This window comes from Rhizorhabdus argentea, from assembly GCF_037861105.1.
Classification (GTDB): Bacteria; Pseudomonadota; Alphaproteobacteria; order Sphingomonadales; family Sphingomonadaceae; genus Rhizorhabdus; species Rhizorhabdus argentea.
The window spans coordinates 39,702-61,736 of record NZ_JBANFK010000004.1; the positions used below are offsets into that span (position 1 = coordinate 39,702).

Genomic DNA, 22,035 nt, shown 5'->3' on the forward strand with positions numbered 1-22,035 from the left:
CTTTTATGGAAGAGCGCGGGCGATGCCTCGGATGCCGATCATGACCCGCGAGCGGATTACATTGCTCGGCCAACTGGTCCGCTACGCCGTCACGGGCGTTTTCTCGTCGCTGGTCAATATCGGCATCTATCATGTGCTGGTGAAGGTGGGCGGGCTCGACCCCAATCTTGCCTGGACGATCGGCTTCGTCGGTGCGGCGAGCACCGGCTATGTCATCCACGGCCAGTGGAGCTTCAAGGGCCATGGCAGCCGCGACCGGCAGGTGCAGCGGATCGTCCGCTATGTCATCGTGTCGCTGATCAGCTTTGCGTGCAACAGCCTGTGGGTGTGGCTGCTCGTCCAGCATCTGGACCTTCCGCTGTGGGCGCCCTATCCGCCGGTGTTGTGCGTGACTCCACTCCTGGTCTTCTGGCTGAATCGCCAATGGGTATTCGAATGAGCGCGCAGCCGGCCGATGCGCCGCTGCTGTCGGTGATCGTCCCCGTCAAGGACGAGGAAGAGGCGATCGCCCCTTTCGTCGCGCGCATGACGCAGGTGCTGGAGGCGTTGCGCGATCCCGAGGGCCAGCCCGCCGGCTGGGAGATAGTGTTCGTTGACGACGGCAGCACCGACCTGACCATGGCGGCAATCCTTGCCGCGCACGACGCCGATCCGCGCATCGGCGCACTGTCGTTGTCGCGCAACTTCGGCAAGGAGGCGGCGCTGTCGGCGGGGCTGGACAATGTCCGCGGCGAGGTGGTCGTGCCGATCGACGTCGACATGCAGGACCCGCCCGAGGTGATCGGTGCGATGATCGACAAATGGCGCGAGGGTTACGAGGTCGTCTATGGCGTGCGTCGCAATCGCCTGACCGACAGCCTGCCGAAACGGCTAACCGCCGATCTCTACTATCGCGCGCATAACTGGCTCTCGATGGACAAGATCCCCGAACATGCCGGCGACTTCCGCCTGCTCGATCGCAAGGTGGTCGAGGTGATCAAGCGCATGCCCGAGCGCAACCGTTTCATGAAAGGGTTGTTTGCCTGGTCGGGCTTTCGCCAGACGGCGGTCGATTATGATCGTGTCGAGCGCGCGGTGGGCAATACCAAGTTCAATTATTGGAAGCTGTGGACGCTCGCGATCGACGGTATCACATCGGCCTCCACCGCTCCGTTGCGGGTCTGGTCCTATCTGGGCGCGGTTATCGCGCTGCTTGCTTTGGTCTATGCGGTGTTCATCGGGATGAGGACGCTGATCTTCGGCGCGGACGTGGCAGGCTATCCGTCGCTGATGGTCGCGATCCTGTTCATGGGCGGCGTGCAACTGCTGTCGCTCGGCATCCTGGGCGAATATGTCGGCCGTATCCTGGTCGAAACCAAGCACCGCCCGATCTACATCATTCGCCAGCGGATCGGCTGCCCCGAGCCGGCCGACCAGAGGATCGCCTGATGGATCGCGCCGCCTATGACCGCATGGCCGAGATCGATCGCGACCATTGGTGGTTCGTCGCGCGCCGCCGAATCATCGCCCGCCTGATCGAGCGGCACCGGCCCAAGGCCGGACCGCTGAAGATCCTCGAGGTGGGCGCGGGCACCGGCTCCAATCTCGAGCTGCTCAAGCAATATGGCGAGGTCGATGCGATCGAGCCCGACGACGGCGCCCGTGCCTTTGCGGAGCAGAGGAGCGGCCTCACGATCAAGGGCGGCTATCTGCCGCATGTCGCGCTCGACGACGGCGCCTATGACCTGATCGTTCTGCTCGACGTGCTCGAGCACATCCCGGGCGACGTCGAGGCGCTCGCCTATCTCAAGGGCAAGCTGGCGCCGGGCGGACGGATCATCGTCACGGTGCCGGGCAGCCCCTGGATGTGGAGCGCGCACGACGTCGCGCACCATCATCAGCGCCGCTATACCGACGCCAGCCTGTCGCGCGTGCTCCGGGAGGCGGGACTGCGCCCGCGCTTCACCACCCACTTCAACAGCCTGCTGTTCCCGTTGATCGCCGCGATCCGCTTGGCGGGCAAGCTGCTGCGCCGCGAGGGCGGCGACGACGCGATGCCATCGAGGCCGGTCAACGCCGCGCTGACGGCGATCTTCGGCGCCGAGCGTCACTGGGTGGCGACGCTCTCCATTCCCTTCGGCGTGTCCATGGCGAGCGTCGCGGAGCCGGTGATCCGGTAGAGCACGCCGCGCTCGCCGCCGTTCCACACCATCTTGAGGGTCGGGTCGTTGGCGGGCCAATGGTCCTGGGACGCGTTGATCAGCCACAGATAATCGAAGGCCTGGCGCGGAAACAGCGCGATCGAGCTTTCGATCGAGCGCGCGGTCGGCGCGCGGCAGCGGCGCGGCCGCATCACCTGGGTCGGATCCTCGGCATAGCCCTTGGCCGGCGCATATTTGATGCTGAGCAATTGCGCGCCGGGCATCGTCCACTGGCCGTTGACGAAGGCCTCGCGCCGCACGATCGCCATCGCGCCGAGATGCTCCAGCCGCGGCGATTCCCACAGGGACAGGCAGGGCAGGTCGACCAGTGCGAACACCCGGCTCTGCGGCTCGACATGATCGAGTGCGGCGAGCTGCTTCTCCTGCCAGGTCGAGAAGGCAATGAAGCGATCGGTCGACTGGTAGACGCGAAATCCGAAGATGATCAGCGCCAGGGCGGCGATGGTGTTAAGCGCGGCCCGGTTAGTGAAGGCTGGTACCACCCCGATCACGCCGATCGCGATCACATAGGGCGCCAGCCGCATGTCGGCATAAGCGGAGCCGATGACGATCCGCGGCATCAGGATATAGGCGATGATCAGCACCAGCAGCGCGACGCCCAGGGTGCGGCGCATCCGGAAGCCATATTGCTGCCAACCGATCGAGCTCATGCCAAACAGCACGAGCAGGATCAGCGCGCTGACCAGCGCGATATCGAACTGCATCCAATGGTTGCGCAGCGACGAGACCAGATAGACATATTTGGCGATCCAGTTGAACCAGTCGACGGTCTCTCCCGCGACATTGCCCGATCGCCACGCCAGCATCAGCAGCAGCGGCGGCGCCAGCGGCAAGCAGTGCATCGCGCCACGCCACAGCGATTCGCCATAGCCGCGCCCCTCGACGTCGCGCATGCGCACGATCTCGGCGGCGAAGGCGAGCAGGCCGAGCACGCCCCAGGCGAAACCGTGCCCCAGCCAGATCAGCGCGGCGATCGGCACGAACAGCGCGGCGCGCAACCGTATCCGACCGATTCGCGCCAGATAGAGCCACAGCGCGAACGCGTTGAGCGTCAGTGCCATCGCCAGCACATAGTTGATGAAGCCCCACTGGAACGGCCAGCAATAGGCGAATGGCGCGACCAGCCCGGCGGTCGCGGGCAGGCGGCCGTGCACTTCGCGCGCGACCAGCAACAGGCCGGTGATGGTGAGCGGCGGCACCATCATCACGATCAGCTTCACGCCCAGTTCGAGCCCGAAGATCTTGGCCATCGGCACGATCAGCAGATCGACGCCGAGATTGCCCATCAATGCCCACTGGAAATTGAAATAGCGGGTGAGCAGCGGCGAGGAGGCATCGGCGATCTCGACCCGGTAGCGCCCCATATGACCCATCAGGTCGATCAGCGGCGGCACCTGCGGCTGGATCAGCGGGATGATCGATATCAGCGCGAGAAGGGCGATATACCAGCTACGCGTCCACCAGCCGGACGGCGGCGTTACAGGCGGTGTGGACCGGAACATCGGACCCGCCCTTATGGGGAGCGGGGGGACACCGCAAGAGGCCTCAGCCCGGGGTCCGCCTCCACAGCCTCAGCCTACTGCCTTCGAGTGCCACCGGCTGGAGCCATGCCGGCGCCCGCGCCTTCAGCAGATCGGACATCAGTCCTTGTGGTGCGGCCCGGCTGTAGATCATCGCCTCGTTGCCGTCGGGATCGATCAGCACATAGTCCATGCCGTGCTGGACCATCATCCTGCGCGCGGCCTCCGGCGAACCGATAAACGCATCGATCACCCGCCGGATCGCCTGCGGATCGCGATGATGGCTGCTGCCGGCGAAGCTGTGCGGCGTCATCACCAGCAGCCGCGGGGTGAGATCGAGCCCCGTCAGCATATAGCTGCGCGGCAAGCGGGCCAGCGCATCGAAGCGTGCGCAGGGCGTCGGGCGGGCAGTCGGCGCCGTCGCCCCGCTGTTGCCGCGGTCGATACCCGACAGCGCGACGGTGCCGATCAGCACCGCGCCGACAGGCGACAGTGCCATGATCGCGCAGGCCGATGCCGCTACGCGCAGCAGCACATGGCGCCAGCGGCCGATAGCGTCGAGCAGTCGCGTCAGCAGGAAGGCAGCGCCCGGCAGCGCGCAGCCATGTGCGAAGGCTCCGGCGCGCTGTACGAGCAGCGACAGTGCAAAGGCGGCGAGCAGCAGCGCAAGCATCGTCAGCCAGTCATGCGCGGCGCGGCGCGTCGCTGCAGAGCGCCAGGCCAGCAGGGTGCCGAGCAGGCCCACCGGCGGGAAGCCGACCAGCAGCACGCGGTTGTCGATCGGCTGCTTCCAGACCGGCAGTCCTTCGAGCACATTGTCATACCAGTAGAAGCGCACCACCGGATCGAGCGCCGCGAACGGCCCGTGCAGGCACGCTGGCGCGGTAACGGCAAGCAGGGCTAAACCCGCAACGCCGGCCGCGGCGACAAGGGCGACACGCATTGCCATGCCGTAGCGTGAGGCCAGCGGCACGAGCAGCGCCGCGAGTGATGGCGTCAATATCATCGGTCCGAACCATGCCGGACTGACGGCATCGCAATAATTGCGCTGATACGCCGCGGGGCCGTGGAACAGGATGAACAGCGCCATGCCGGATGTCGCGAGCGCGGCGGCGAAGGTCTGAAATCGCCCTTCCTCGTCATTCCGGCGGAAGCGAGCATCTGCGACGAACCGAATCGCCAGCAGCGCGGCGATCGCCGCCACCATCGGCAGCGCCTCGAGCGAGATCGCCAGCCACAGGGCCGCCGCCGCGCCTGCGATCATCCCGCCGCGCCGCGGCCGCGGATCGAAGCAGGCGGCGATGGTGAACAGGCCGAGCATGGTCTGCCAACCGTGATGGTCGATCCGTAGCGGCATGATGTGGAACAGCATCAGCGGTGCCGCTGCTGCCAGCATCGCCGTGATCAGCGCCGTGCGCCGGTCGGCGATCCGCGATCCGATCATGGTCAGCGCCGCCAGCGAGCCGCCGAAGATCAGCAGCGGCACGGCGCTGATCGCGACACGCTCCGCCAGCATGACGCCCAGTATCGGCCTGAGCGTCAGGATCAGCGCCGCGATCGGTAGGTCGACGATCCGGGACCAGTGCATCGGCACGCCGTTCGGTGGATCGATGCGATATTGCGAGACGTCGAAAAAACTCTGCCCGCCGAGCAGATCGCGGACCTGCTGGAGACGGAGATAATCGTCGGGATCCCACATGCTGAGAGCGGCGATATGATCCCGGGCGATGACAACCAGGATCGCACTGGCGAGCAGCCAGACGGCGAAGACGGAAAGACGCAGGCGGGCGGCTGTCATGCTATTCCCCCTGCCTTTCAAGGGAGGGGAAAAGAAGGCAGCTCACGCGGCGTGCTTGGCTGCGATCCGTGCTGGCACCAGCCGTTCAGATCGCAGCGCCGCTGCCACGCCGGCATCGTCGCCCTCGGTGCCGGCCTCGTGATATTCGGCGTCCTCGTTGACTGCCCAGACATCGTGCCGCCGCGTCCCGGCGGCGATGTTCCGCGCGGTGAGCATCGCCGTCATCATCGCGTGGTCCTGGTTGTTGTAGCGATGCATGCCGTTGCGGCCGACGAAGTGCAGCGTCGGATAGCGCGCCTCCAATTCCTCGCGCACCGCGGCGACATTGTCGGCATAGCCATCGTCATAGACCGGATAGGCCTTCTCCTGTCGCACGACTGCGCCGCCCACCACCTGACTGGCGTCGCACAGCCCGAGCTGGACAAGTTCGCGCGTCGCGAGCGCGATCAGGTCCGCGTCGGACGAAGACCACAGTCCGTCGCCCTCGAAGCAGAAATATTCGAGACCGACGCATGCGAGGCTTTCGTCGGGCACCATTTCCGGCGACCAGCTGCGGAAATTCTGGATGCGGCCGACCTGGACCTTGTCGTCGTGAATATAGATCCAGTTGTCGGGGAAGAGATCATCCGAGCGGATCATGAGGGCGACGGTCAGGAAATCGCGATAGCCGAGCGCCATTGCCCTGGGCAGGCTCGCCGGCACCGGATGGACCCGTGCCGCCAGCTCGCGCATCGGCGCCGAGCTGATGACGTGATCGGCGGTCAGCATCGTCAGCCGGCCGTCCTGTCCCAGGGCGGCAACGCGCCAATAGCCAGCCGTCGTATCCCATGACAGCTGATGGAGCTGGTGCCCCATCAGCAGGCGATTGCCCTGTTCGAGGATGCGGTCGCGCGCCGCATCCCACATCATGCCGGGGCCCTTGCGCGGATAGCGGAAGTTTTCGAGCAGAGTCTTGGCCTGCATGCCGTCATTGGGCCGCTTGTTGAGCCCGAGCGAACGCCGCATCCCGTCGAGCACCGCTCTGCCGAGGCTCAGCCCTTTGATGCGCTGGGCGGCCCAGTCGGCCGACATCTCGTCGCACGGCATGCCCCACACTTTCTCGGTGTAGGTCTTGAAGAAGATGCCGAACAACCGTGCGCCGAATTGATTGACCACCCACTGCTCGAAGCTCTTCACCTACTTGTGGGGAAACAGTTTCCAGCGGAAGAAGGATGCCATGCACAGGCTCGACTGCCACAGGCCGAGATTGCGCAGCGCCTCGAACGCGCGCAGCGGATAGCTGTAATATTTGCCGCGATAATAGATTCGGCTCATCCGCGGTCGCTCGATGAAGCCGTCGGGCAGCAGCTCGTTCCACAGATCGACCACTTCGCGCGACTTGGAGAAGAAGCGATGTCCGCCGATATCGAAGCGAAAGCCCTGATGCTCGACCGTCCGGCTGATGCCGCCGACCTGCACCGGATCCTTCTCGACAAGGGTGACGCTGAACCCCTCCTTGCCGAGTATGTAGCCGGCGGTAAGCCCCGCCGGCCCTGCGCCGATGATCGCAACATCGACGTGATTCGTGGCGCGCGGCATGTACTTCCCTCATCGTCCGGACCTCGGTCGACAGTGAAGCGAAGCGGTTAGAGCATGGTTAACGGGCGTCCATGACCTTGAATTTCTAGGGATGAGCCCCATTTCGTAAGCGCTGGCGGCTGCATGCAGCCGCCACATCGCATTCGCAGCACTGGCTCCCGGGTGTGAGAGCGAGGATTTCCATCGCGCCAGCCAAGGGGACTCGCATGCAACTCTCATCAAGCTTCTGCCGGACGCAACAGGCCTTCCATCAGCAACGCGCCGATCTTTCCGCTCTGGAGAATGTGAAGCAGGTCGCAGGCAAGGCAGCCATCGCCTGGGGCCTTGAGGCACAGGTTGCGGAGTCGCGCGAAGCGCGCCGCGAACGCGCCCGCCTCGCGGCAGAGACGTCGGGTGGCATCGATCCGTTCGACGACGAGGATAGCCCTATATTCCGCGACGATCCCGACGCCTGATCGCCCGCTGCAATGGCGCTGCGCACCACCCGATCGAGCGTCACCTTCACCGCGCCCTTCGACCTGACGGGAATAGCCGGGACATTCCCGGCCGGCATCTATGATGTCGAAACCGAGGAAGAGATCATCGAAGGGATGTCTCATACCGTCTATCTGCGCGTCGCTACCCTGCTCTACGTCCGGACCGTTGGCATGACGCGCACCCTGACGGTCGACCCGCAGGCGCTGCAGGATGCCCTGCATCGGGATGGCATTACGGCGGCGGAGTATAACGGCGGGCTCGGTTAGCCACGGCCACGTCGTCCCGACGGAGTCCGGGATCTCAATAGAGGCTCGCTGCGTCGTCTCCGTCCCAGACGACCGAGATCCCGGCCTCCGCCGGGATGACGATCTAGCCAAAGACAAGGCCGGCCCGCCTTGCAGCGGACCGGCCCCTGTCTTCGGAACGGCGTCGCTTACGCGGCCAGCTTGCGCAGCACGTAGTGGAGGATGCCGCCGTTGAGGAAATATTCGAGTTCGTTGACCGTATCGATCCGGCAGAGCGTCTCGAACGTCTCGGTGGAGCCGTCGGCGCGGGTGAGCTTCACCGACACGGTCTGGCGCGGGCGCAGGCCCGCGACATTCTCGATGGTGAAGGTCTCGGTGCCATCGAGCTTGAGCGTCGTGCGATCGGTACCCTCGGCGAACTGCAGCGGCAGCACGCCCATGCCGACCAGGTTCGAGCGGTGGATGCGCTCGAAGCTCTCGGTGATGACCGCGCGAACGCCGAGCAGGTTGGTGCCCTTCGCCGCCCAGTCGCGCGACGATCCGGTGCCATATTCCTTGCCCGCGACGACCACGAGCGGAGTGCCCTCGGCTTTGTACTTCATCGCGGCGTCGTAGATCGCCATCACTTCGCCGGTCGGGATGTGCTTGGTCATGCCGCCTTCGATGCCGGGGATCATCTGGTTCTTGATGCGGATGTTGGCGAAGGTGCCGCGCATCATCACGTCATGATGGCCACGGCGTGCGCCATAGCTGTTGAAATCCGCCTTCGACACCTGATGCTCGGTCAGGAAGCGTCCCGCCGGGCTGTCGACCTTGATCGAGCCTGCCGGGCTGATGTGGTCGGTGGTGATCGAATCGGCGAAGATCGCCAGCGGCCGTGCGTCGATGATGTCCTGCACCGGCGCTGGCGTCATCGACATGCCCTCGAAATAGGGCGGGTTGGCGACATAGGTCGATCCGGCGCGCCAGGTATAGGTGTCCGAACCCTCGACTTCGATCGCCTGCCAGTTCTTGTCGCCCAAGAACACATCGGCGTAGCGCGTCGAGAACATCTCCGAGTCGATCGCGGCCGCGACGGTGTTCGCCACCTCGGCGGTCGTCGGCCAGATGTCCTTCAGATAGACAGGCTTGCCGTCGGTCGACTCGCCGATCGGTTCGACGGTGATGTCCTTGGCGGTGGTGCCGAAGATCGAATAGGCGACAACCAGCGGCGGCGATGCCAGATAATTGGCGCGCACGTCGGGCGAGACGCGCCCTTCGAAGTTGCGGTTGCCCGAGAGCACCGCCGAGGCGACCAGGTCGTTACCGTTGATCGCCTTCGAGATCGGCTCGGCGAGCGGTCCCGAATTGCCGATGCAGGTGGTGCAGCCATAGCCGACCAGGTTGAAACCGACCGCGTCGAGATCCTTCTGCAGGCCGACCCGCTCGAGATAGTCGGTGACGACCTGCGATCCCGGAGCGAGGCTGGTCTTGACCCAAGGCTTGGCCTTGAGGCCGAAGGCGTTGGCCTTGCGCGCGACCAGGCCGGCGGCGACGAGCACCGACGGGTTGGACGTGTTGGTGCAGCTAGTGATCGCGGCAATCACGACGTCGCCATGGCCGATCTTGAAGTCTTCGCCTTCGACCTCGACGCGCTTGTCGCCCTCGTCACCCTTTTTGTAGCCCGACGCGAGTTCATTGTTGAAACCCTCGTCGACCGAGCTGAGCAGGACGCGGTCCTGCGGGCGCTTCGGGCCGGCCATGGACGGCTGGACGGTAGACATGTCGAGCTCGAGATTGTCGGTGAACACCGGATCGGGCGCAGTCGCGTCGCGCCAGAAACCCTGCTCCTTGGCATAGGCCTCGGTCAGCTGGATCGTCTCGGCGGGGCGGCCGGTGAGGCGCATGTAAACGAGGGTCGCGTCATCGATCGGGAAGAAGCCGCAGGTGGCGCCATATTCCGGCGCCATGTTGGCGATCGTCGCGCGGTCGGCGAGCGACAGAGAGTCGAGGCCGGGGCCGTAAAACTCGACGAAGCGGCCGACCACGCCCTTGGCGCGGAGCATCTGGGTGACGGTCAGCACCAGATCGGTGGCGGTGATGCCTTCGGTCAACGTGCCGGACAGCTTGAAGCCGACCACTTCAGGGATCAGCATCGATACCGGCTGGCCGAGCATCGCAGCTTCGGCCTCGATGCCGCCGACGCCCCAGCCGAGCACGCCGAGACCGTTGATCATCGTCGTGTGGCTGTCGGTGCCGACGCAGGTGTCGGGATAGGCGACTGCGGTGCCCGAGCCATCGGCCGAGCTCCACACCGCCTGGGCGAGATTCTCAAGATTGACCTGGTGGCAGATGCCGGTGCCCGGAGGCACGACCTTGAAGTTGTTGAGCGCCTTCGAGCCCCAGCGGAGGAACTCGTAGCGCTCGCCGTTACGGGCATATTCGAGCGCGACATTCTCGTCGAACGCCTTGGGCGTGCCGAAGCTGTCGACCATCACCGAGTGGTCGATGACGAGATGGACGGGCACCAGCGGATTGATCTTCTGGGCGTCGCCGCCGAGCTTGTTCATCGCATCGCGCATCGCAGCCAGATCGACCACGCAGGGCACGCCGGTGAAATCCTGCATCAGCACGCGCGCCGGGCGGTACTGGATCTCGCGGTCGGACTTGCGCTCCTTCTGCCAGTCGATGATCGCCTTGACGTCCTCGACGGTGACGGTGACGCCGTCCTCGAACCGCAGCAGGTTTTCGAGCAGCACCTTCATCGAGAAGGGCAAGCGCGAGATATCGCCGAGCTGTCCGGCCGCCTTGGCGAGCGAATAATAGGCGTAATGCTTGCCGTCGACGTTGAGGGTTGAGCGGGTTTTGAGAGTGTCCTGACCGACGGCCGTCATTGCTGTAGCCCCTATGCTGCATATGCGAGAGTCGAGGGGGCTATAGCGGGCGCTTTCGGCAAGCGAAAGGGGCGGCGGCCGTCATTATCCGCCTTCGATGGGACGGCCCAGATCGGCGAATGCCTGCGCCACCGCCTGGGCGCTCGACAGAATGCCGATCGCGCCATCGATGCCGCATAGTGAGCATAATATCGCATGCGAGCGGGACGGCTGCTCGCGCGAGATAATGGCTGCGCGGAGCAGCATCGACTCGGCCACCGTCATCCGGCAGCAGCAGGACGGCGCGATCATGATCGATCGTTGCGAAGCGCGCGCCAGCTCCGCCATCAGCGCGCGCATCAGCACCAGCGGCCTGCGGAAGGACAAGCCGAAGGTGCCGATCATCATGTTGGCGGCATGCGCATCGCCGAGCCCACCCACGCCGATGCGCCGCACGGCCTGGAGAAAGATTCGGGCGCCGCTGTCGCCGGGTGCGCCATGCGGCAGCAGGCTGGCAGCGGATGTCGCGGGCTCGGTCATGGTCTCTCCTCCTCGATGTGAGCAGAAGAGCATTGATGCTATTGCGAGTCAATCGCAATTAACATCATATGCATCGCTCCGGCGAGGTCGAGTCTCTGTCGCGAGGGGCGTCAGTCGACGATCGTGCCGTTGAGCGCCAGCGCCTGCCCGGCCAGATAAAGCGATCCTGCGATCAAGACGGTTGGCGGTGTACCGGCATGGCCGCGCGCCACCGCGGCGAGCGCGCTCTCCAGATCCCTGGCCGGGGTCGCGCGGAACCCGGCGAGCCCGGCGATCTCCGCCAGTTCGGCCGGCGCGTGGTCGGCGTGGCCGTGCACCGGGACCATGTGGAAGTGTGCGTGGAGCTGCCCCATCGCGGCGAGGAAGCCGGCGGCATCCTTGTTCTTCAGCAGACCCATGACGATGTGCAGCGGCCGATCGACCGCGACGTGGCTGCGCAGGAAATCGCCGATTACCCGGCCTGCCGAAGGATTGTGGCCGCCGTCGATCCACAGCTCCGTCCCCGGCGGAAGCTTTTCGACAAGTGCGCCGCCGCGGACATGCTGGAGCCGGGCCGGCCAGTCGGCCCAGCCCATCGCCGCGCGCAGCGCCGAGGCGGGGACGGCGAGCGCGTCCTGATGTCGGAGCATGGCGACGGCGAGCCCCGCATTCATCGCCTGGTGCTGCCCGGCAAGGCCCGGCAGCGGCAAATCGAGCTTGCCCTCGCTGTCGCGATAGTGGAGCCGGCCCTGATAGGCGGCGGCATCCCAGGATCCGCCCTTCACATGCCAGATAGCGCCCGCCGCGTCGATCGCATGGCCGACTCGATTGGCGATCGTGGCCGGATAATGGAGCGTGACGATGGGCACGCCGCGCTTGGCGATGCCGGCCTTTTCGGCGGCGATGTCCTCGATGCTGTCGCCCAGGAAACTCTGATGATCGAGCCCGAGCTGGGCGATTCCACAGATCAGCGGCGCGGGGATGATGTTGGTGGCGTCGAGCCGTCCGCCCAGCCCGACCTCGACGATGGCGGCGTCGGCCGGCGCGCGCGAGAAGGCGAGCAGCGCGGCCGCGGTGGTAACCTCGAAGAAACTCGCGAAGATGCCGTCGGCGACATCGAGCACCTCGGCGAGCAGCGGCGCGAGCTCGGCGTCGGCGATCAGCTCGCCGGCGATGCGGATGCGTTCGTTGAAGCGGATGAGATGCGGGCTGGTGAAGACATGGCAACTCATCCCCGCGGCCTCGATCGCGGCACGCAGATAGGCGCAGGTCGAGCCCTTGCCGTTGGTACCGGCGACGTGGAACACTGGCGGAAGCTTCCGCTCCGGATGATCGAGCCGCTCCATCAGCCGGGAAATGCGCTCGAGCCCGAGGATGTCGGCGCCGGGGGAGAGCAGCGTCAACCGATCGAGCTGGGCCTGGACGGCCGGGTCGGTAGAGGAGGCGTGGTCGGCCATGCGGTGGAGGCGCTTCCTGACGTGCTTCGTCATCCCGGCGAAGGCTGGGATCTCAGGAGATAATGTGCTCTCTGTCGTCCGAAATTCCAGCTTTCGCTGGAATGACGAGGAAGAAGACGGATGGGTTCAGCAGCCGTCTAGGCCGCCTTCTTCCCGGGACAGAGGAAGTCGATCAGCCGCGCCAGCTCGGCGCGCAGGCTGTGGCGATCGATGACCATGTCGAGCATGCCGTGGTCGAGCAGATATTCGGCGCGCTGGAAGCCTTCGGGCAACTTCTCGCGGATCGTCTGCTCGATCACCCGCTGTCCGGCGAAGCCGATCAGCGCGCCCGGCTCGGCGATCTGGATGTCACCCAGCATGGCGTAGGAGGCGGTCACTCCGCCAGTGGTAGGATCGGTCATCACCACGATATAGGGCAGCCCGGCCTCGCGCAGCTTCGCGATTGCCACGGTGGTGCGCGGCATTTGCATCAGCGACAGGATGCCCTCCTGCATGCGGGCACCGCCGGCCGCGGTGAAGATGATATAGGGGCATTTGTCGGCAATCGCGGCGTCAATGCCGGCAACGAACGCGCTGCCGACCGCAAGACCCATCGATCCGCCCATGAAGGCGAAGTCCTGCACGCCGACCACCGCCTTGAAGCCCTCGATCGTGCCGCGGGCGTTGATCAGCGCATCCTGCTCGCCGGTCGTGGTGCGGGCCGTCTTGATGCGGTCGCTGTAGCGCTTGGTGTCCCTGAACTTCAGCGGGTCCTCGCGAACCTGCGGGCTCGGCAGCACGGTGTGGACGCCACCGTCGAACAAATGGTCGAAGCGCTCGCCAGGGCCGATACGGCCATGATGGTTGCACTTCGGGCAGACCGACAGGTTCGCCTCATATTCCTTGGAAAAGATCATCTGCTGGCAGGCCGGGCATTTGTGCCAGAGATTGTCGGGGCTCTCGCGCTTGGCGATGAACGGGATCTTCTTGCGGACACTGTCTAGCCAACTCATGCGGCTTTCTCCCTGGTGGCGCGGCGAACGGCTGCGCTCAAGGTGGAAATGAAATCGCGGACCAGCGGTGCCGCGCCGGCGCCATGCTCGCCGACCAGTTCGACGATCGCGGAGCCGACGACGACACCATCGGCGACCCGGCCGATCGCCTCGGCCTGCTCGGCGCCGCGCACGCCGAAGCCGACCGCCACCGGGAGGTCGGTGGCGGCCTTGAAGCGCGCGACTGCCGATTCGATGCTGGCCTGGCCGGCCTGCTGCATGCCGGTGATGCCGGCCACCGAGACATAATAGAGGAAGCCCGAGGCCCCATCGAGTACCGTGGGCAGGCGGGCCGCATCGGTGGTCGGCGTGGCGAGGCGGATCGGGTCGAGCCCCTTTGCGCGCAGCGCGGGGCCGAGATCGTCCTGCTCAGGTGGCGTGTCGACGCAGATCACGCCATCGACGCCGGCCGATGCGGCGGCGTGTGCGAACCAGTCCGCGCCGCGCCGGAGCATCGGATTGGCATAGCCCATCAGCACCAGCGGCACCTGTGGGTGGCGGCGGCGAAAGCCGGTCGCGATGCCCAGCAGATCGGCGGTGGTGGTACCCGCCCCCAGTGCGCGCAGATTGGCGCGCTGGATCGCCGGGCCGTCGGCCATCGGATCGGTGAAGGGCATGCCCAGTTCGATCACGTCGGCGCCGCCCTCGACGAGAGCGTCGAGAATCGCGCCTGTGTCCGCCGGTGTGGGATCGCCGCCGGTGACGAAGGCGATCAGCGCGGCGCGGCCCTCGGCGCGGGTGCGGGCGAAGGTAGCGGCGAGCCGGCTCAATTCCGCGCTTCCAGCAGCTTGGCGACGGTGGCCATGTCCTTGTCGCCGCGTCCCGACAGATTGACGACAATAAGCTTGTCGCGGCCCATCGTCGGCGCGACCTTTTCGACTGCGGCCAGCGCATGCGCGGATTCGAGCGCCGGGATGATCCCTTCGAGCTTGGTTAGCCGCACGAAGCTGGCGACGGCTTCATCGTCGGTGATCGGGGTGTACTCGACCCGGCCAATATCGTGCAGCCAGCTATGCTCGGGGCCGATCCCCGGATAGTCGAGCCCGGCCGAGATCGAATGGGCCTCGGTGATCTGGCCGTCCTCGTCCTGGAGCAGATAGGTGCGGTTGCCATGCAGCACGCCCGGCGAGCCGCCGCCGATGCTCGCGGCGTGGCGGCCGTTCATGCCCTCGCCCGCCGCCTCGGCGCCGAGCATCTTGACCTCGGCGTCGTCAAGAAAGGGGTGAAACAGACCGATCGCGTTCGAACCGCCGCCCACCGCCGCGACGAGCAGGTCGGGCAGCCGTCCCTCGGCCTCGAGGATTTGCTCGCGCGTCTCATGGCCGATGATCGACTGGAAATCACGGACCAGCTCGGGATAGGGGTGCGGGCCCGCCACTGTGCCGATGATGTAGAAGGTGTCGTGGACGTTCGCGACCCAATCCCGCAGCGCCTCGTTGAGCGCATCCTTGAGCGTCTGCGCGCCCGAGGTGACGGGCACGACTTCGGCACCGAGCAGCTTCATGCGGAAGACGTTGGGCTGCTGCCGCTCGACATCGACCGCGCCCATGAAGATCGTGCAGGGCAGGCCGAAACGCGCCGCGACCGTCGCGGTGGCGACGCCATGCGATCCCGCGCCGGTCTCGGCGATGATCCGGGTCTTGCCCATCCGGCGGGCGAGCAGGATCTGCCCGATGCAGTTGTTGATCTTGTGCGCGCCGGTGTGGTTCAGTTCCTCGCGCTTCAGGTAGATCTTGGCGCCGCCAAGATGCTCGGTCAGCCGCTCGGCATAATAAAGCGGGCTGGGGCGGCCGACATAATGCGTCATCAGGTCGTCGAACTCGGCCTTGAACGCGGGATCGGTCTTCGCCGCGCGATATTCGCGCTCGAGATCGAGGATCAGCGGCATCAGCGTCTCGCTGACATAACGGCCGCCGAACTGGCCGAAATGCCCACGCTCGTCGGGGCCGCTGCGCAGAGTGTTGGGAATGGCGGTCATAATGATGCGATCCGTTGAAGAAAGGCGGCGATCTTGTCCACATCCTTGATCCCGGGTGCGGTTTCCACGCCGGAGGAGATGTCGATCAGCCGCGCGCCGGTGATTGCCGCCGCGCGCTCGACATTGCCGGCGTCGATCCCGCCCGACAGCGCCCAGCGCTGGGGATGCGCGAAGCCGTCAAGCAGCGTCCAGTCGAACCGCAGGCCCATGCCGCCGGGCAGCGTGCCCGCCGGCGTCTTCGCGTCGTAGAGAATCAGGTCGGCGATCGTGGCGTGCGACCGCGCCGCTTGCAGATCGGTGCGGGTGCGGACCGGAACCGCTTTCCATAGGCCGATCTTCGGATGGCGGGCGCGCAGTCCGGCGACACGTTCGGGTGGCTCGCTGCCATGGAGCTGGAGCGTGTCGATCCCGCCGACCAGGATCGCATGATCGATCAGGGCATCGTCGGCATCGACGAACACGCCGACCTTGCCGATCTGGGGCGGCACGATCGGGACAAGTGACGCCACCTGCTCGGCGGTGATATTGCGAGGACTTTTCGGAAAGAAGACGAACCCGACATGGCTGGCGCCAAGCCGCACTGCCGCGCCTACCGTTTCGGGAGTCGAAAGCCCACAAATCTTGGCGCTGACGCGATTCATGCGGGGCATGTCGGCCTTGCAAAGGGCAAGGTCAAGGACAGTTCAAGTTCCTCCCCGTGCGGGGCAGGAATGGCGCCTAATCCACCGCCTCGGCGATCTGGGTCAGATAATCGGGGTCGACGATGCGGATCTTGCCCTGGGTCAGCTCGATCACCCCTTCGGTTGCCCAGGCGGCGAGCTGGCGGTTGATGTTTTCGCGGCTGATGCCGACGAAGCTGCCGAGCTCCGACTGGCTGAGATCCCGCGTCAGCCTCGTGCCGTGGACCTTCTGGTCGGTGAGTCGCTTCAGGTAGCGGGCGAGCCGCGGTCCGGTCGTGAAGGCGCGGTCGCTCTCGATGGTGCTGTCGGTCTCGCGCAGCCGCCGCGCCATTTCGCGCAGCAGGCGGATCGCTACCTTGGGGTGGCGTTCTATGAAGCCTTCGAAGGCGGTGCGCGACAGGCGGAAGAAGCGGCCCGCCCACATCGCCGTCGCCGAAGCAGTGCGGGGCTGTCCGTCGAGCACCGCGATTTCACCGATCACGGTCCCAGCTTCGGCATAATCCAGGATGATCTCGCGGCCGTTTGGCGTGACCATCGAAATCCGCACCACGCCGTCGAGCACGATCACCAGCGAGGTGCCCTCGTCGCCCTGGCGCAATATCTCGTCATTGGCGCGGGTCACGTGGACGCTGCCCACGCCGAGCAGATCGGCGAGCTGGGCGTCATCGCATTCGGCGAACACGCTGCCCGGGGGCAGGTGCGCGGCAAGCTCGGCTGGCGTCATCGAATGTCCCCCCGGTCGGATCCCCATCCGCCGGCGCGCATAAAGTGCCTACTTTCACGGCTGTTGGCAAGCAATGGGCTCAGGCCGGGGATCGGGGTTGCCAATCCGGCGCCGCGAGCTCGAAGCCGGCGAAGTCGAACCCCGGCGCCACGATGCAGCTCAGCAGCGCCCAGCCATCTTGTGTCTCGGCGGCCTGCCACCAGCCGGCTGGCACCAGCGCCTGCGGCCGCTCGCCCGTCGCGACGTCGGAGCCGACCCGGATCGTCTCGATCGGCCCCGCTTCGCCGGACGCGATGCGCAGCTCGATCGCAGCGCCGGCGTGGAACAGCCACAGTTCGGCCGCGTCGACCCGGTGCCAGTGCGAACGCTGGCCCGCTTCGAGCAGGAAATAGATGGCGGTGGCATGGCCGCGCCCCTCGCCGCCGGCCGTCTCGCGCCATGTTTCGCGATACCAGCCACCCTCGGGATGGCGAGCGAGGCCAAGCGTCGCGATCAGCGCCTGCGGATCCATCAGAACAGACCGCCGCCGACGATCAGCCGGACGATCCCGACCACCAGCACGAAGCTGTTGAGCCGCCGTCCGCTGTTGTGCTCGGACACCATGCCCAAGCCGGCACCCATCAACGCCAGCGGCACCACCGCCCAGTTAATCCAGCCGAGGAACGGAAAGAAGCCGAGGATCGCGCCGCCGAGCGCGATGAAGCCGATGATCAGCGAGACGAGATTGAACATGGCGTCGAGCATCGCCGATGACGGTCAGGATTGCAACGGCTGTACTGCTAATATAATACAGTGCCAAGATCGTCGCGGAGGAAGACAGGATGCGCAAGGCCATGACGGTGCTGACGGTGCTGGCGGTGCCGATGCTGCTCCTGGCTGGCTGCGAACCGAAAGTCGGCAAGGACGCCGAGGGTTCGACCAGGTCCGACACCAAGGGCGACGTCGCGATTTCGCAGCCAGACGCGGCGCAGGGCGTGTCGATCGCGATCCCCGGTCTCGACGGCCGAATGAAGATCCCGGGGCTGTCGCTGAGCGGCGACGACATGGATATAGACGGGATAAAGCCTTACCCGGGAACGAAGCTGAACAGCCTCAACGTCACGGCGCGCGAGAGCGCCGGCGGCGGGGTCGTCGAGATGCGCTTCACCAGCCCCGCGGCGCCCGATGTCGTTGCCGCTTATTATGTCAAAGCGGCGCGCGCGAGCGGATTTACCGGAGTCGGCGTCGCCAGCGCGGGCGGCAAGGCGACGCTGACTGCGACGAAGCCGGGCGGCGATGCCGTGACGATCGAGATGGCACCGGGCGGGCGCGGCACCGCCGGGCGAATCCTTGTAAAGGGCTAACCACCCTGCCTCTCGGCGTCTGGCGCGACAGCATGGCAACCCGCCACTGGCGCCCAATCGCCCTTGGGGCTAAAGGGCCGCCATGCCCCCGCTTTTTCTCGTCATGCTCGGCGGCGCCATCGGCGCAGGCTTTCGCTACCATATCGGCACGGTCGCGCTCAGGAATCTGGGCCCCGGCTTCCCGTTCGGCACCTGGCTGGTCAACCTGCTGGGCGGATTGCTGATGGGCGTGCTCGCCGGGGTGATCGCGCGCACGCCGATCGAGGGTGAGCCGCTGCGGCTGTTCCTCGGCGTCGGCGTGCTCGGCGGTTTCACCACCTTTTCGGCGTTCAGCCTGGAGACTTTCGACATGCTGTCGCGCGGCGAATATGTCATGGCGAGCGCCTATGCGGTGTCGTCGGTCGCGGGATCGGTGCTGATGCTGTTCTTCGGCCTCGGTCTCGGGCGGGCGCTGGCATGAGCGAATCTCCGGCCACCGGCGCCACCCAGGCCGAGATGCGCCAGTTCGTCGTCGCCGACGATGACGACGGCATCCGGCTCGACCGCTGGTTCAAGCGGCACATGCCCGACACCAGCTTCAACATCGTGTCGCGCTGGGCACGCACCGGCCAGCTGCGCGTCAACGGCAAGCGCGCCGCGCCCGGCGACCGGCTCGAGGCTGGGCAGATGATCCGCCTGCCCCCGCCCGAAGTGGCGGCAGCCGCCACCACCGCCGCCAAGGCGCCGCGCCCCCGAACGCCGCGCGAGCCGCTGTCGGCCGAGGAGACCGAGCTGGTCCGCAGCTTCGTGATCCATCAGGACCGCCAGGCAATCGTCATCAACAAGCCTCCGGGCCTTGCCACACAGGGCGGCACCAAGACCGAACATCATGTCGACCGGCTGCTCGACGGGCTTCAGTTCGAGGCGGAAAATCGCCCCAAGCTGGTCCACCGGCTCGACAAGGACACGTCCGGCGTGCTGCTGCTCGCGCGCACCTCGCGTGCGGCGGCGCATTTCGCCAAGGCGTTCAGCAGCCGCACCGCGCGCAAGGTCTATTGGGCGATCGTCACCGGCGTGCCCTCGATCACCGACGGTATGGTCGAGCTGCCGATCGGCAAGCAGCCCGGCACCGGCGGCGAGAAGATGCATGTCGACGAGAAGGAAGGCAGTCCCGCGCGGACCCGCTATCGGGTGATCGAGCGTGCCGGCAACCGCGCCTGCTGGGTCGAACTGCAGCCCTATACGGGGCGCACCCACCAGCTGCGCGTCCACATGGCCGCGATCGGCCATCCGATCGTCGGCGACGGCAAATATGGCGGGGCAGAAGCGTTCCTGTCGGGCACGATCAGCCGCAAGATGCACCTCCATGCACGAAGGCTGAAAGTCGATCATCCCGATGGTGGGGTCGTCGACGTCGTTGCCGAGCTTCCCGAGCATTTCGCGGAGACAATGCGCAATCTCGGCTTCGAAGAGAGCAAGGGCAACGCCTTGCCGGTCGACGACGTCAAATTCTCCGAAACACCCGAAGGCAAGCGGCGCGCGGTCGCCCACAAGGCCAAGGACGCCCGCAAGGCCCGGCGCGGCGAGCGGCGCGGTCGGAACCGCGAGTGAGCGCAGGCACTGCCAACCGGCTGGCTATCTTCGATTGCGACGGTACGCTGGTCGACAGCCAGGCGAATATCTGTCGCGCGATGATCGACGCCTTCGGCGCCGAGCAGCTGGACCCGCCAGCCCATGGAGCGATCCGGCGGGTTGTCGGCCTGAGCCTGACCGAGGCGATGCGCGCACTGCTGCCGGAGGGCGAGCCAGCGCTCCATGCCCGGCTCGGCGACACGTACAAGCGTGTTTTCCAGTCGCTGCGCGGCGCCGGCCAGGTCGATGAGCCGCTGTTTCCCGGCATCGTCGAGCTGCTCCAGGCCCTCGAGGCCGATGGCTGGCTGCTTGCCGTCGCCACCGGCAAATCGGATCGCGGCCTTCGGCACTGCCTCGATATCCATGGCATAGCGGACATGTTCGTGTCGTTGCAGACCGCCGACCGGCATCCCTCGAAGCCGCACCCGTCGATGATCGTCGAGGCGATGGCCGATGCCGGTGCGCTGCCGCAAACAAGTGCGATGATCGGGGATACCAGCTTCGACATCGGCATGGCAGTCGCCGCCGGCTGCACGGCGGTCGGCGTCTCCTGGGGCTATCACATGACTGCGGAGCTGTTCGAGGAGGGCGCGCATTTTGTCGCGGACAGTCCCGGCCAGCTTCCTGACATCCTCCGACGGGCGATGGTGGCGAAAGCGTGAAGCGTTTCTACAAGACAGTGTCGGTCGAGCCGGTTGCCGGCGGCGGCGCGATCCGGCTCGACGGTCGAGCCGTCAAGACCCCGGCCCGCCTCGAACTCGTGCTGCCCACTCCTGCGCTCGCGGGCGCGGTCGCCGCCGAATGGGAGGCGCAGGGCGAGACGATCGATCCGCGATCGATGCCGCTCACCGGCCTCGCCAACGCTGCGATCGACCAGATCGCGCCCGATCCCGCCGCCTTCGCGCAGATGCTCGCCGTCTATGCCGAGACGGACCTGCTCTGCTATCGGGCGGAGAGCCCGGCCGAACTGGTGGGGCATCAGGCCGAACGCTGGGACCCGCTGATCGACTGGGCGCAGCAGCGCTACGATATCGAGCTCGAGATCGTCCATGGGATCATCCACTGCGCCCAGCCCGATGAAACCGTTGCCCGATTAAGCGCGGCGATCCGTGGCTATGGACATTTCCAGCTGGCTGGGCTGCAGCAGCTGATCACCATATCGGGTTCGCTGGTGATTGCGCTGGCGCTGGCCGAGGGCGAGATCGATGGCCGCGCGGCGTTCGACGCTGCGCACCTCGACGAGCTGTGGCAGGTCGAGCAATGGGGCGAGGATGAACTCGCCACGCAGGCGCGCGAGGCACGCTCCGCCGATTTCAGGGCGGCGGCGCGATTTCTGGGGCTATTGGTGTAACGTCGCCCGGGTCGACTCTGCCTCAGCTCTGAATTCCGCCTCGGGGCAAGAACCAGCGCGCGATGATCAGCCCAGCTACGGACAAGCCGATGAAATCGCTCAGGAACAGATAGGTCCAGTAGCCGAAGCCGAAATGGTTGAAGATCGGCTGGCCGATTTCGGTGTAGAGCGTGCCGGCCAAGGCGAACAATATGGCCACCTGCGCCCGGCTGAAGAAGTCCGTCACCCGCGACCCGATCGCCCCCAAAGCGAGCGCGATGATCAGGCCGGTGACGATCGCGAGCAGGAAGCCGGTCAGCAGCGCCCCCGAGTCCACCACTGGAAAGCCGGAGGTGTTGAAATGCACCATCGCGATCGGCCCGCGCGCATAGAGCAGGTCGCCGGCGGCGGTGCCGGTGGCGGGAACGAGATAGGTGCCGGTGCCGCTGGTCGTCAGCGTCTCCGCCAGCGCCTGCTGGAGCGCTGCCGATTGCGGCTCGCCGAGACGCCGGAAGGCCAGCAGGCTCAGCGGCGTTCCCCAGAACAGGAACCCCACCAGGTAGAGCGCGATTCCGGCAACGACGCCGCCGATCAAGGTCTTGGCCATCAACGGCCCTCCTCTCCGTACCAAATCAGGCGGACGCTAGGCCGAACTTCGTTGCACGCAAGTTATGGTGCGGTGGGGCGTTGC

23 protein-coding genes and 1 pseudogene are annotated in these 22,035 nt (G+C 66.1%); 10 read left to right on the top strand and 14 right to left on the bottom strand.

Annotated features, from left to right (window positions below; translation table 11 throughout):
* The first annotated feature begins 22 nt into the window (after positions 1 to 22).
* The 3 genes from AAC645_RS04640 to AAC645_RS04650 are packed head-to-tail and all read left to right on the top strand — an operon-like array spanning position 23 to position 2,159.
* Positions 23 to 439, top strand: a complete 417-nt coding sequence (locus tag AAC645_RS04640) for a GtrA family protein (RefSeq protein WP_340314210.1) — start codon at positions 23 to 25, stop codon at positions 437 to 439.
* A complete protein-coding gene (locus AAC645_RS04645) occupies positions 436 to 1,428 on the top strand; it encodes a glycosyltransferase family 2 protein (RefSeq protein WP_340314211.1) in 993 nt (330 codons plus the stop codon). Before AAC645_RS04640 ends, AAC645_RS04645 begins: the two co-directional genes overlap by 4 nt.
* Positions 1,428 to 2,159 carry a class I SAM-dependent methyltransferase gene (locus AAC645_RS04650; protein WP_340314213.1) on the top strand — a complete coding sequence of 244 codons (732 nt, stop codon included), beginning with the start codon at positions 1,428 to 1,430 and terminating at the stop codon, positions 2,157 to 2,159. Before AAC645_RS04645 ends, AAC645_RS04650 begins: the two co-directional genes overlap by 1 nt.
* On the opposite strand, the gene AAC645_RS04655 is transcribed toward AAC645_RS04650, so the two are convergent.
* The 3 genes and pseudogenes from AAC645_RS04655 to AAC645_RS04665 all read right to left on the bottom strand — a co-directional run bounded on the left by AAC645_RS04655 (position 2,087) and on the right by AAC645_RS04665 (position 7,097).
* On the bottom strand, positions 2,087 to 3,703 hold the full coding sequence (locus AAC645_RS04655) for a hypothetical protein (protein WP_340314214.1): 1,617 nt from the start codon (positions 3,701 to 3,703) through the stop codon (positions 2,087 to 2,089). The two genes, AAC645_RS04650 and AAC645_RS04655, sit on opposite strands and share 73 nt — an antisense overlap.
* Positions 3,704 to 3,746: 43 nt before the next feature.
* The gene (locus AAC645_RS04660; protein WP_340314215.1) at positions 3,747 to 5,519 is read right to left on the bottom strand and encodes a hypothetical protein; all 1,773 of its coding nucleotides are present in this window, start codon (positions 5,517 to 5,519) and stop codon (positions 3,747 to 3,749) included.
* A 42-nt stretch (positions 5,520 to 5,561) separates the two neighbouring features.
* Positions 5,562 to 7,097, bottom strand: a pseudogene (locus AAC645_RS04665) (NAD(P)/FAD-dependent oxidoreductase).
* A gap of 206 nt (positions 7,098 to 7,303) precedes the next feature.
* On the opposite strand from AAC645_RS04665, the gene AAC645_RS04670 reads away from it, so the two are divergent.
* Together AAC645_RS04670 and AAC645_RS04675 are read left to right on the top strand one after the other, a co-directional pair.
* The gene (locus tag AAC645_RS04670; protein ID WP_340314216.1) at positions 7,304 to 7,552 is read left to right on the top strand and encodes a hypothetical protein; all 249 of its coding nucleotides are present in this window, start codon (positions 7,304 to 7,306) and stop codon (positions 7,550 to 7,552) included.
* A 12-nt stretch (positions 7,553 to 7,564) separates the two neighbouring features.
* Positions 7,565 to 7,840, top strand: coding sequence for a hypothetical protein (locus AAC645_RS04675; RefSeq protein WP_340314217.1), 276 nt, complete (start codon positions 7,565 to 7,567; stop codon positions 7,838 to 7,840).
* A 167-nt stretch (positions 7,841 to 8,007) separates the two neighbouring features.
* Here the strand turns inward: AAC645_RS04675 and acnA are convergent, their stop codons facing one another.
* From acnA to AAC645_RS04725, 10 genes are all read right to left on the bottom strand, one after another.
* Positions 8,008 to 10,692: an aconitate hydratase AcnA gene (acnA, locus tag AAC645_RS04680; RefSeq protein ID WP_340314218.1), complete on the bottom strand. Its 2,685-nt coding sequence runs from the start codon at positions 10,690 to 10,692 to the stop codon at positions 8,008 to 8,010.
* A gap of 84 nt (positions 10,693 to 10,776) precedes the next feature.
* Positions 10,777 to 11,211 (bottom strand): DUF6628 family protein, encoded by a 435-nt coding sequence (locus AAC645_RS04685; RefSeq protein WP_340314219.1) that lies wholly within the window; start codon positions 11,209 to 11,211, stop codon positions 10,777 to 10,779.
* Between the two features lie 110 nt (positions 11,212 to 11,321).
* Positions 11,322 to 12,647 carry a bifunctional folylpolyglutamate synthase/dihydrofolate synthase gene (locus tag AAC645_RS04690; RefSeq protein ID WP_340314221.1) on the bottom strand — a complete coding sequence of 442 codons (1,326 nt, stop codon included), beginning with the start codon at positions 12,645 to 12,647 and terminating at the stop codon, positions 11,322 to 11,324.
* Between the two features lie 137 nt (positions 12,648 to 12,784).
* Positions 12,785 to 13,639 carry an acetyl-CoA carboxylase, carboxyltransferase subunit beta gene (gene accD, locus AAC645_RS04695; protein ID WP_340314223.1) on the bottom strand — a complete coding sequence of 285 codons (855 nt, stop codon included), beginning with the start codon at positions 13,637 to 13,639 and terminating at the stop codon, positions 12,785 to 12,787.
* A complete protein-coding gene (gene trpA / locus AAC645_RS04700) occupies positions 13,636 to 14,448 on the bottom strand; it encodes a tryptophan synthase subunit alpha (RefSeq protein ID WP_340314226.1) in 813 nt (270 codons plus the stop codon). Before trpA ends, accD begins: the two co-directional genes overlap by 4 nt.
* Positions 14,445 to 15,656, bottom strand: a complete 1,212-nt coding sequence (gene trpB / locus AAC645_RS04705; protein ID WP_340314228.1) for a tryptophan synthase subunit beta — start codon at positions 15,654 to 15,656, stop codon at positions 14,445 to 14,447. Before trpB ends, trpA begins: the two co-directional genes overlap by 4 nt.
* Entirely contained in the window at positions 15,653 to 16,297 is a 645-nt protein-coding gene (locus AAC645_RS04710) for a phosphoribosylanthranilate isomerase (protein WP_422785797.1), read from the bottom strand. The genes trpB and AAC645_RS04710 overlap by 4 nt, the downstream gene beginning before the upstream one ends.
* A gap of 76 nt (positions 16,298 to 16,373) precedes the next feature.
* A complete protein-coding gene (locus AAC645_RS04715) occupies positions 16,374 to 17,060 on the bottom strand; it encodes a Crp/Fnr family transcriptional regulator (protein ID WP_340314232.1) in 687 nt (228 codons plus the stop codon).
* A 79-nt stretch (positions 17,061 to 17,139) separates the two neighbouring features.
* Positions 17,140 to 17,571: a cupin domain-containing protein gene (locus tag AAC645_RS04720; RefSeq protein WP_340314234.1), complete on the bottom strand. Its 432-nt coding sequence runs from the start codon at positions 17,569 to 17,571 to the stop codon at positions 17,140 to 17,142.
* On the bottom strand, positions 17,571 to 17,792 hold the full coding sequence (locus AAC645_RS04725; RefSeq protein WP_340314235.1) for a hypothetical protein: 222 nt from the start codon (positions 17,790 to 17,792) through the stop codon (positions 17,571 to 17,573). Before AAC645_RS04725 ends, AAC645_RS04720 begins: the two co-directional genes overlap by 1 nt.
* Positions 17,793 to 17,881: 89 nt before the next feature.
* Between AAC645_RS04725 and AAC645_RS04730 the strand changes: the two genes are divergently transcribed.
* The 5 genes from AAC645_RS04730 to AAC645_RS04750 all read left to right on the top strand — a co-directional run bounded on the left by AAC645_RS04730 (position 17,882) and on the right by AAC645_RS04750 (position 21,365).
* The gene (locus tag AAC645_RS04730; protein ID WP_340314238.1) at positions 17,882 to 18,403 is read left to right on the top strand and encodes a hypothetical protein; all 522 of its coding nucleotides are present in this window, start codon (positions 17,882 to 17,884) and stop codon (positions 18,401 to 18,403) included.
* Positions 18,404 to 18,485: 82 nt separating this feature from the next.
* Positions 18,486 to 18,863, top strand: coding sequence for a fluoride efflux transporter CrcB (crcB, locus tag AAC645_RS04735; RefSeq protein WP_340314239.1), 378 nt, complete (start codon positions 18,486 to 18,488; stop codon positions 18,861 to 18,863).
* Positions 18,860 to 19,993: an RluA family pseudouridine synthase gene (locus AAC645_RS04740; protein WP_340314240.1), complete on the top strand. Its 1,134-nt coding sequence runs from the start codon at positions 18,860 to 18,862 to the stop codon at positions 19,991 to 19,993. The genes crcB and AAC645_RS04740 overlap by 4 nt, the downstream gene beginning before the upstream one ends.
* Positions 19,990 to 20,676, top strand: coding sequence for an HAD hydrolase-like protein (locus AAC645_RS04745; RefSeq protein ID WP_340314241.1), 687 nt, complete (start codon positions 19,990 to 19,992; stop codon positions 20,674 to 20,676). The genes AAC645_RS04740 and AAC645_RS04745 overlap by 4 nt, the downstream gene beginning before the upstream one ends.
* Positions 20,673 to 21,365, top strand: coding sequence for an ATP12 family chaperone protein (locus AAC645_RS04750; RefSeq protein ID WP_340314242.1), 693 nt, complete (start codon positions 20,673 to 20,675; stop codon positions 21,363 to 21,365). The genes AAC645_RS04745 and AAC645_RS04750 overlap by 4 nt, the downstream gene beginning before the upstream one ends.
* Before the next feature lie 22 nt (positions 21,366 to 21,387).
* On the opposite strand, the gene AAC645_RS04755 is transcribed toward AAC645_RS04750, so the two are convergent.
* The gene (locus AAC645_RS04755) at positions 21,388 to 21,951 is read right to left on the bottom strand and encodes a hypothetical protein (RefSeq protein ID WP_340314243.1); all 564 of its coding nucleotides are present in this window, start codon (positions 21,949 to 21,951) and stop codon (positions 21,388 to 21,390) included.
* Positions 21,952 to 22,035 lie beyond the last annotated feature (84 nt).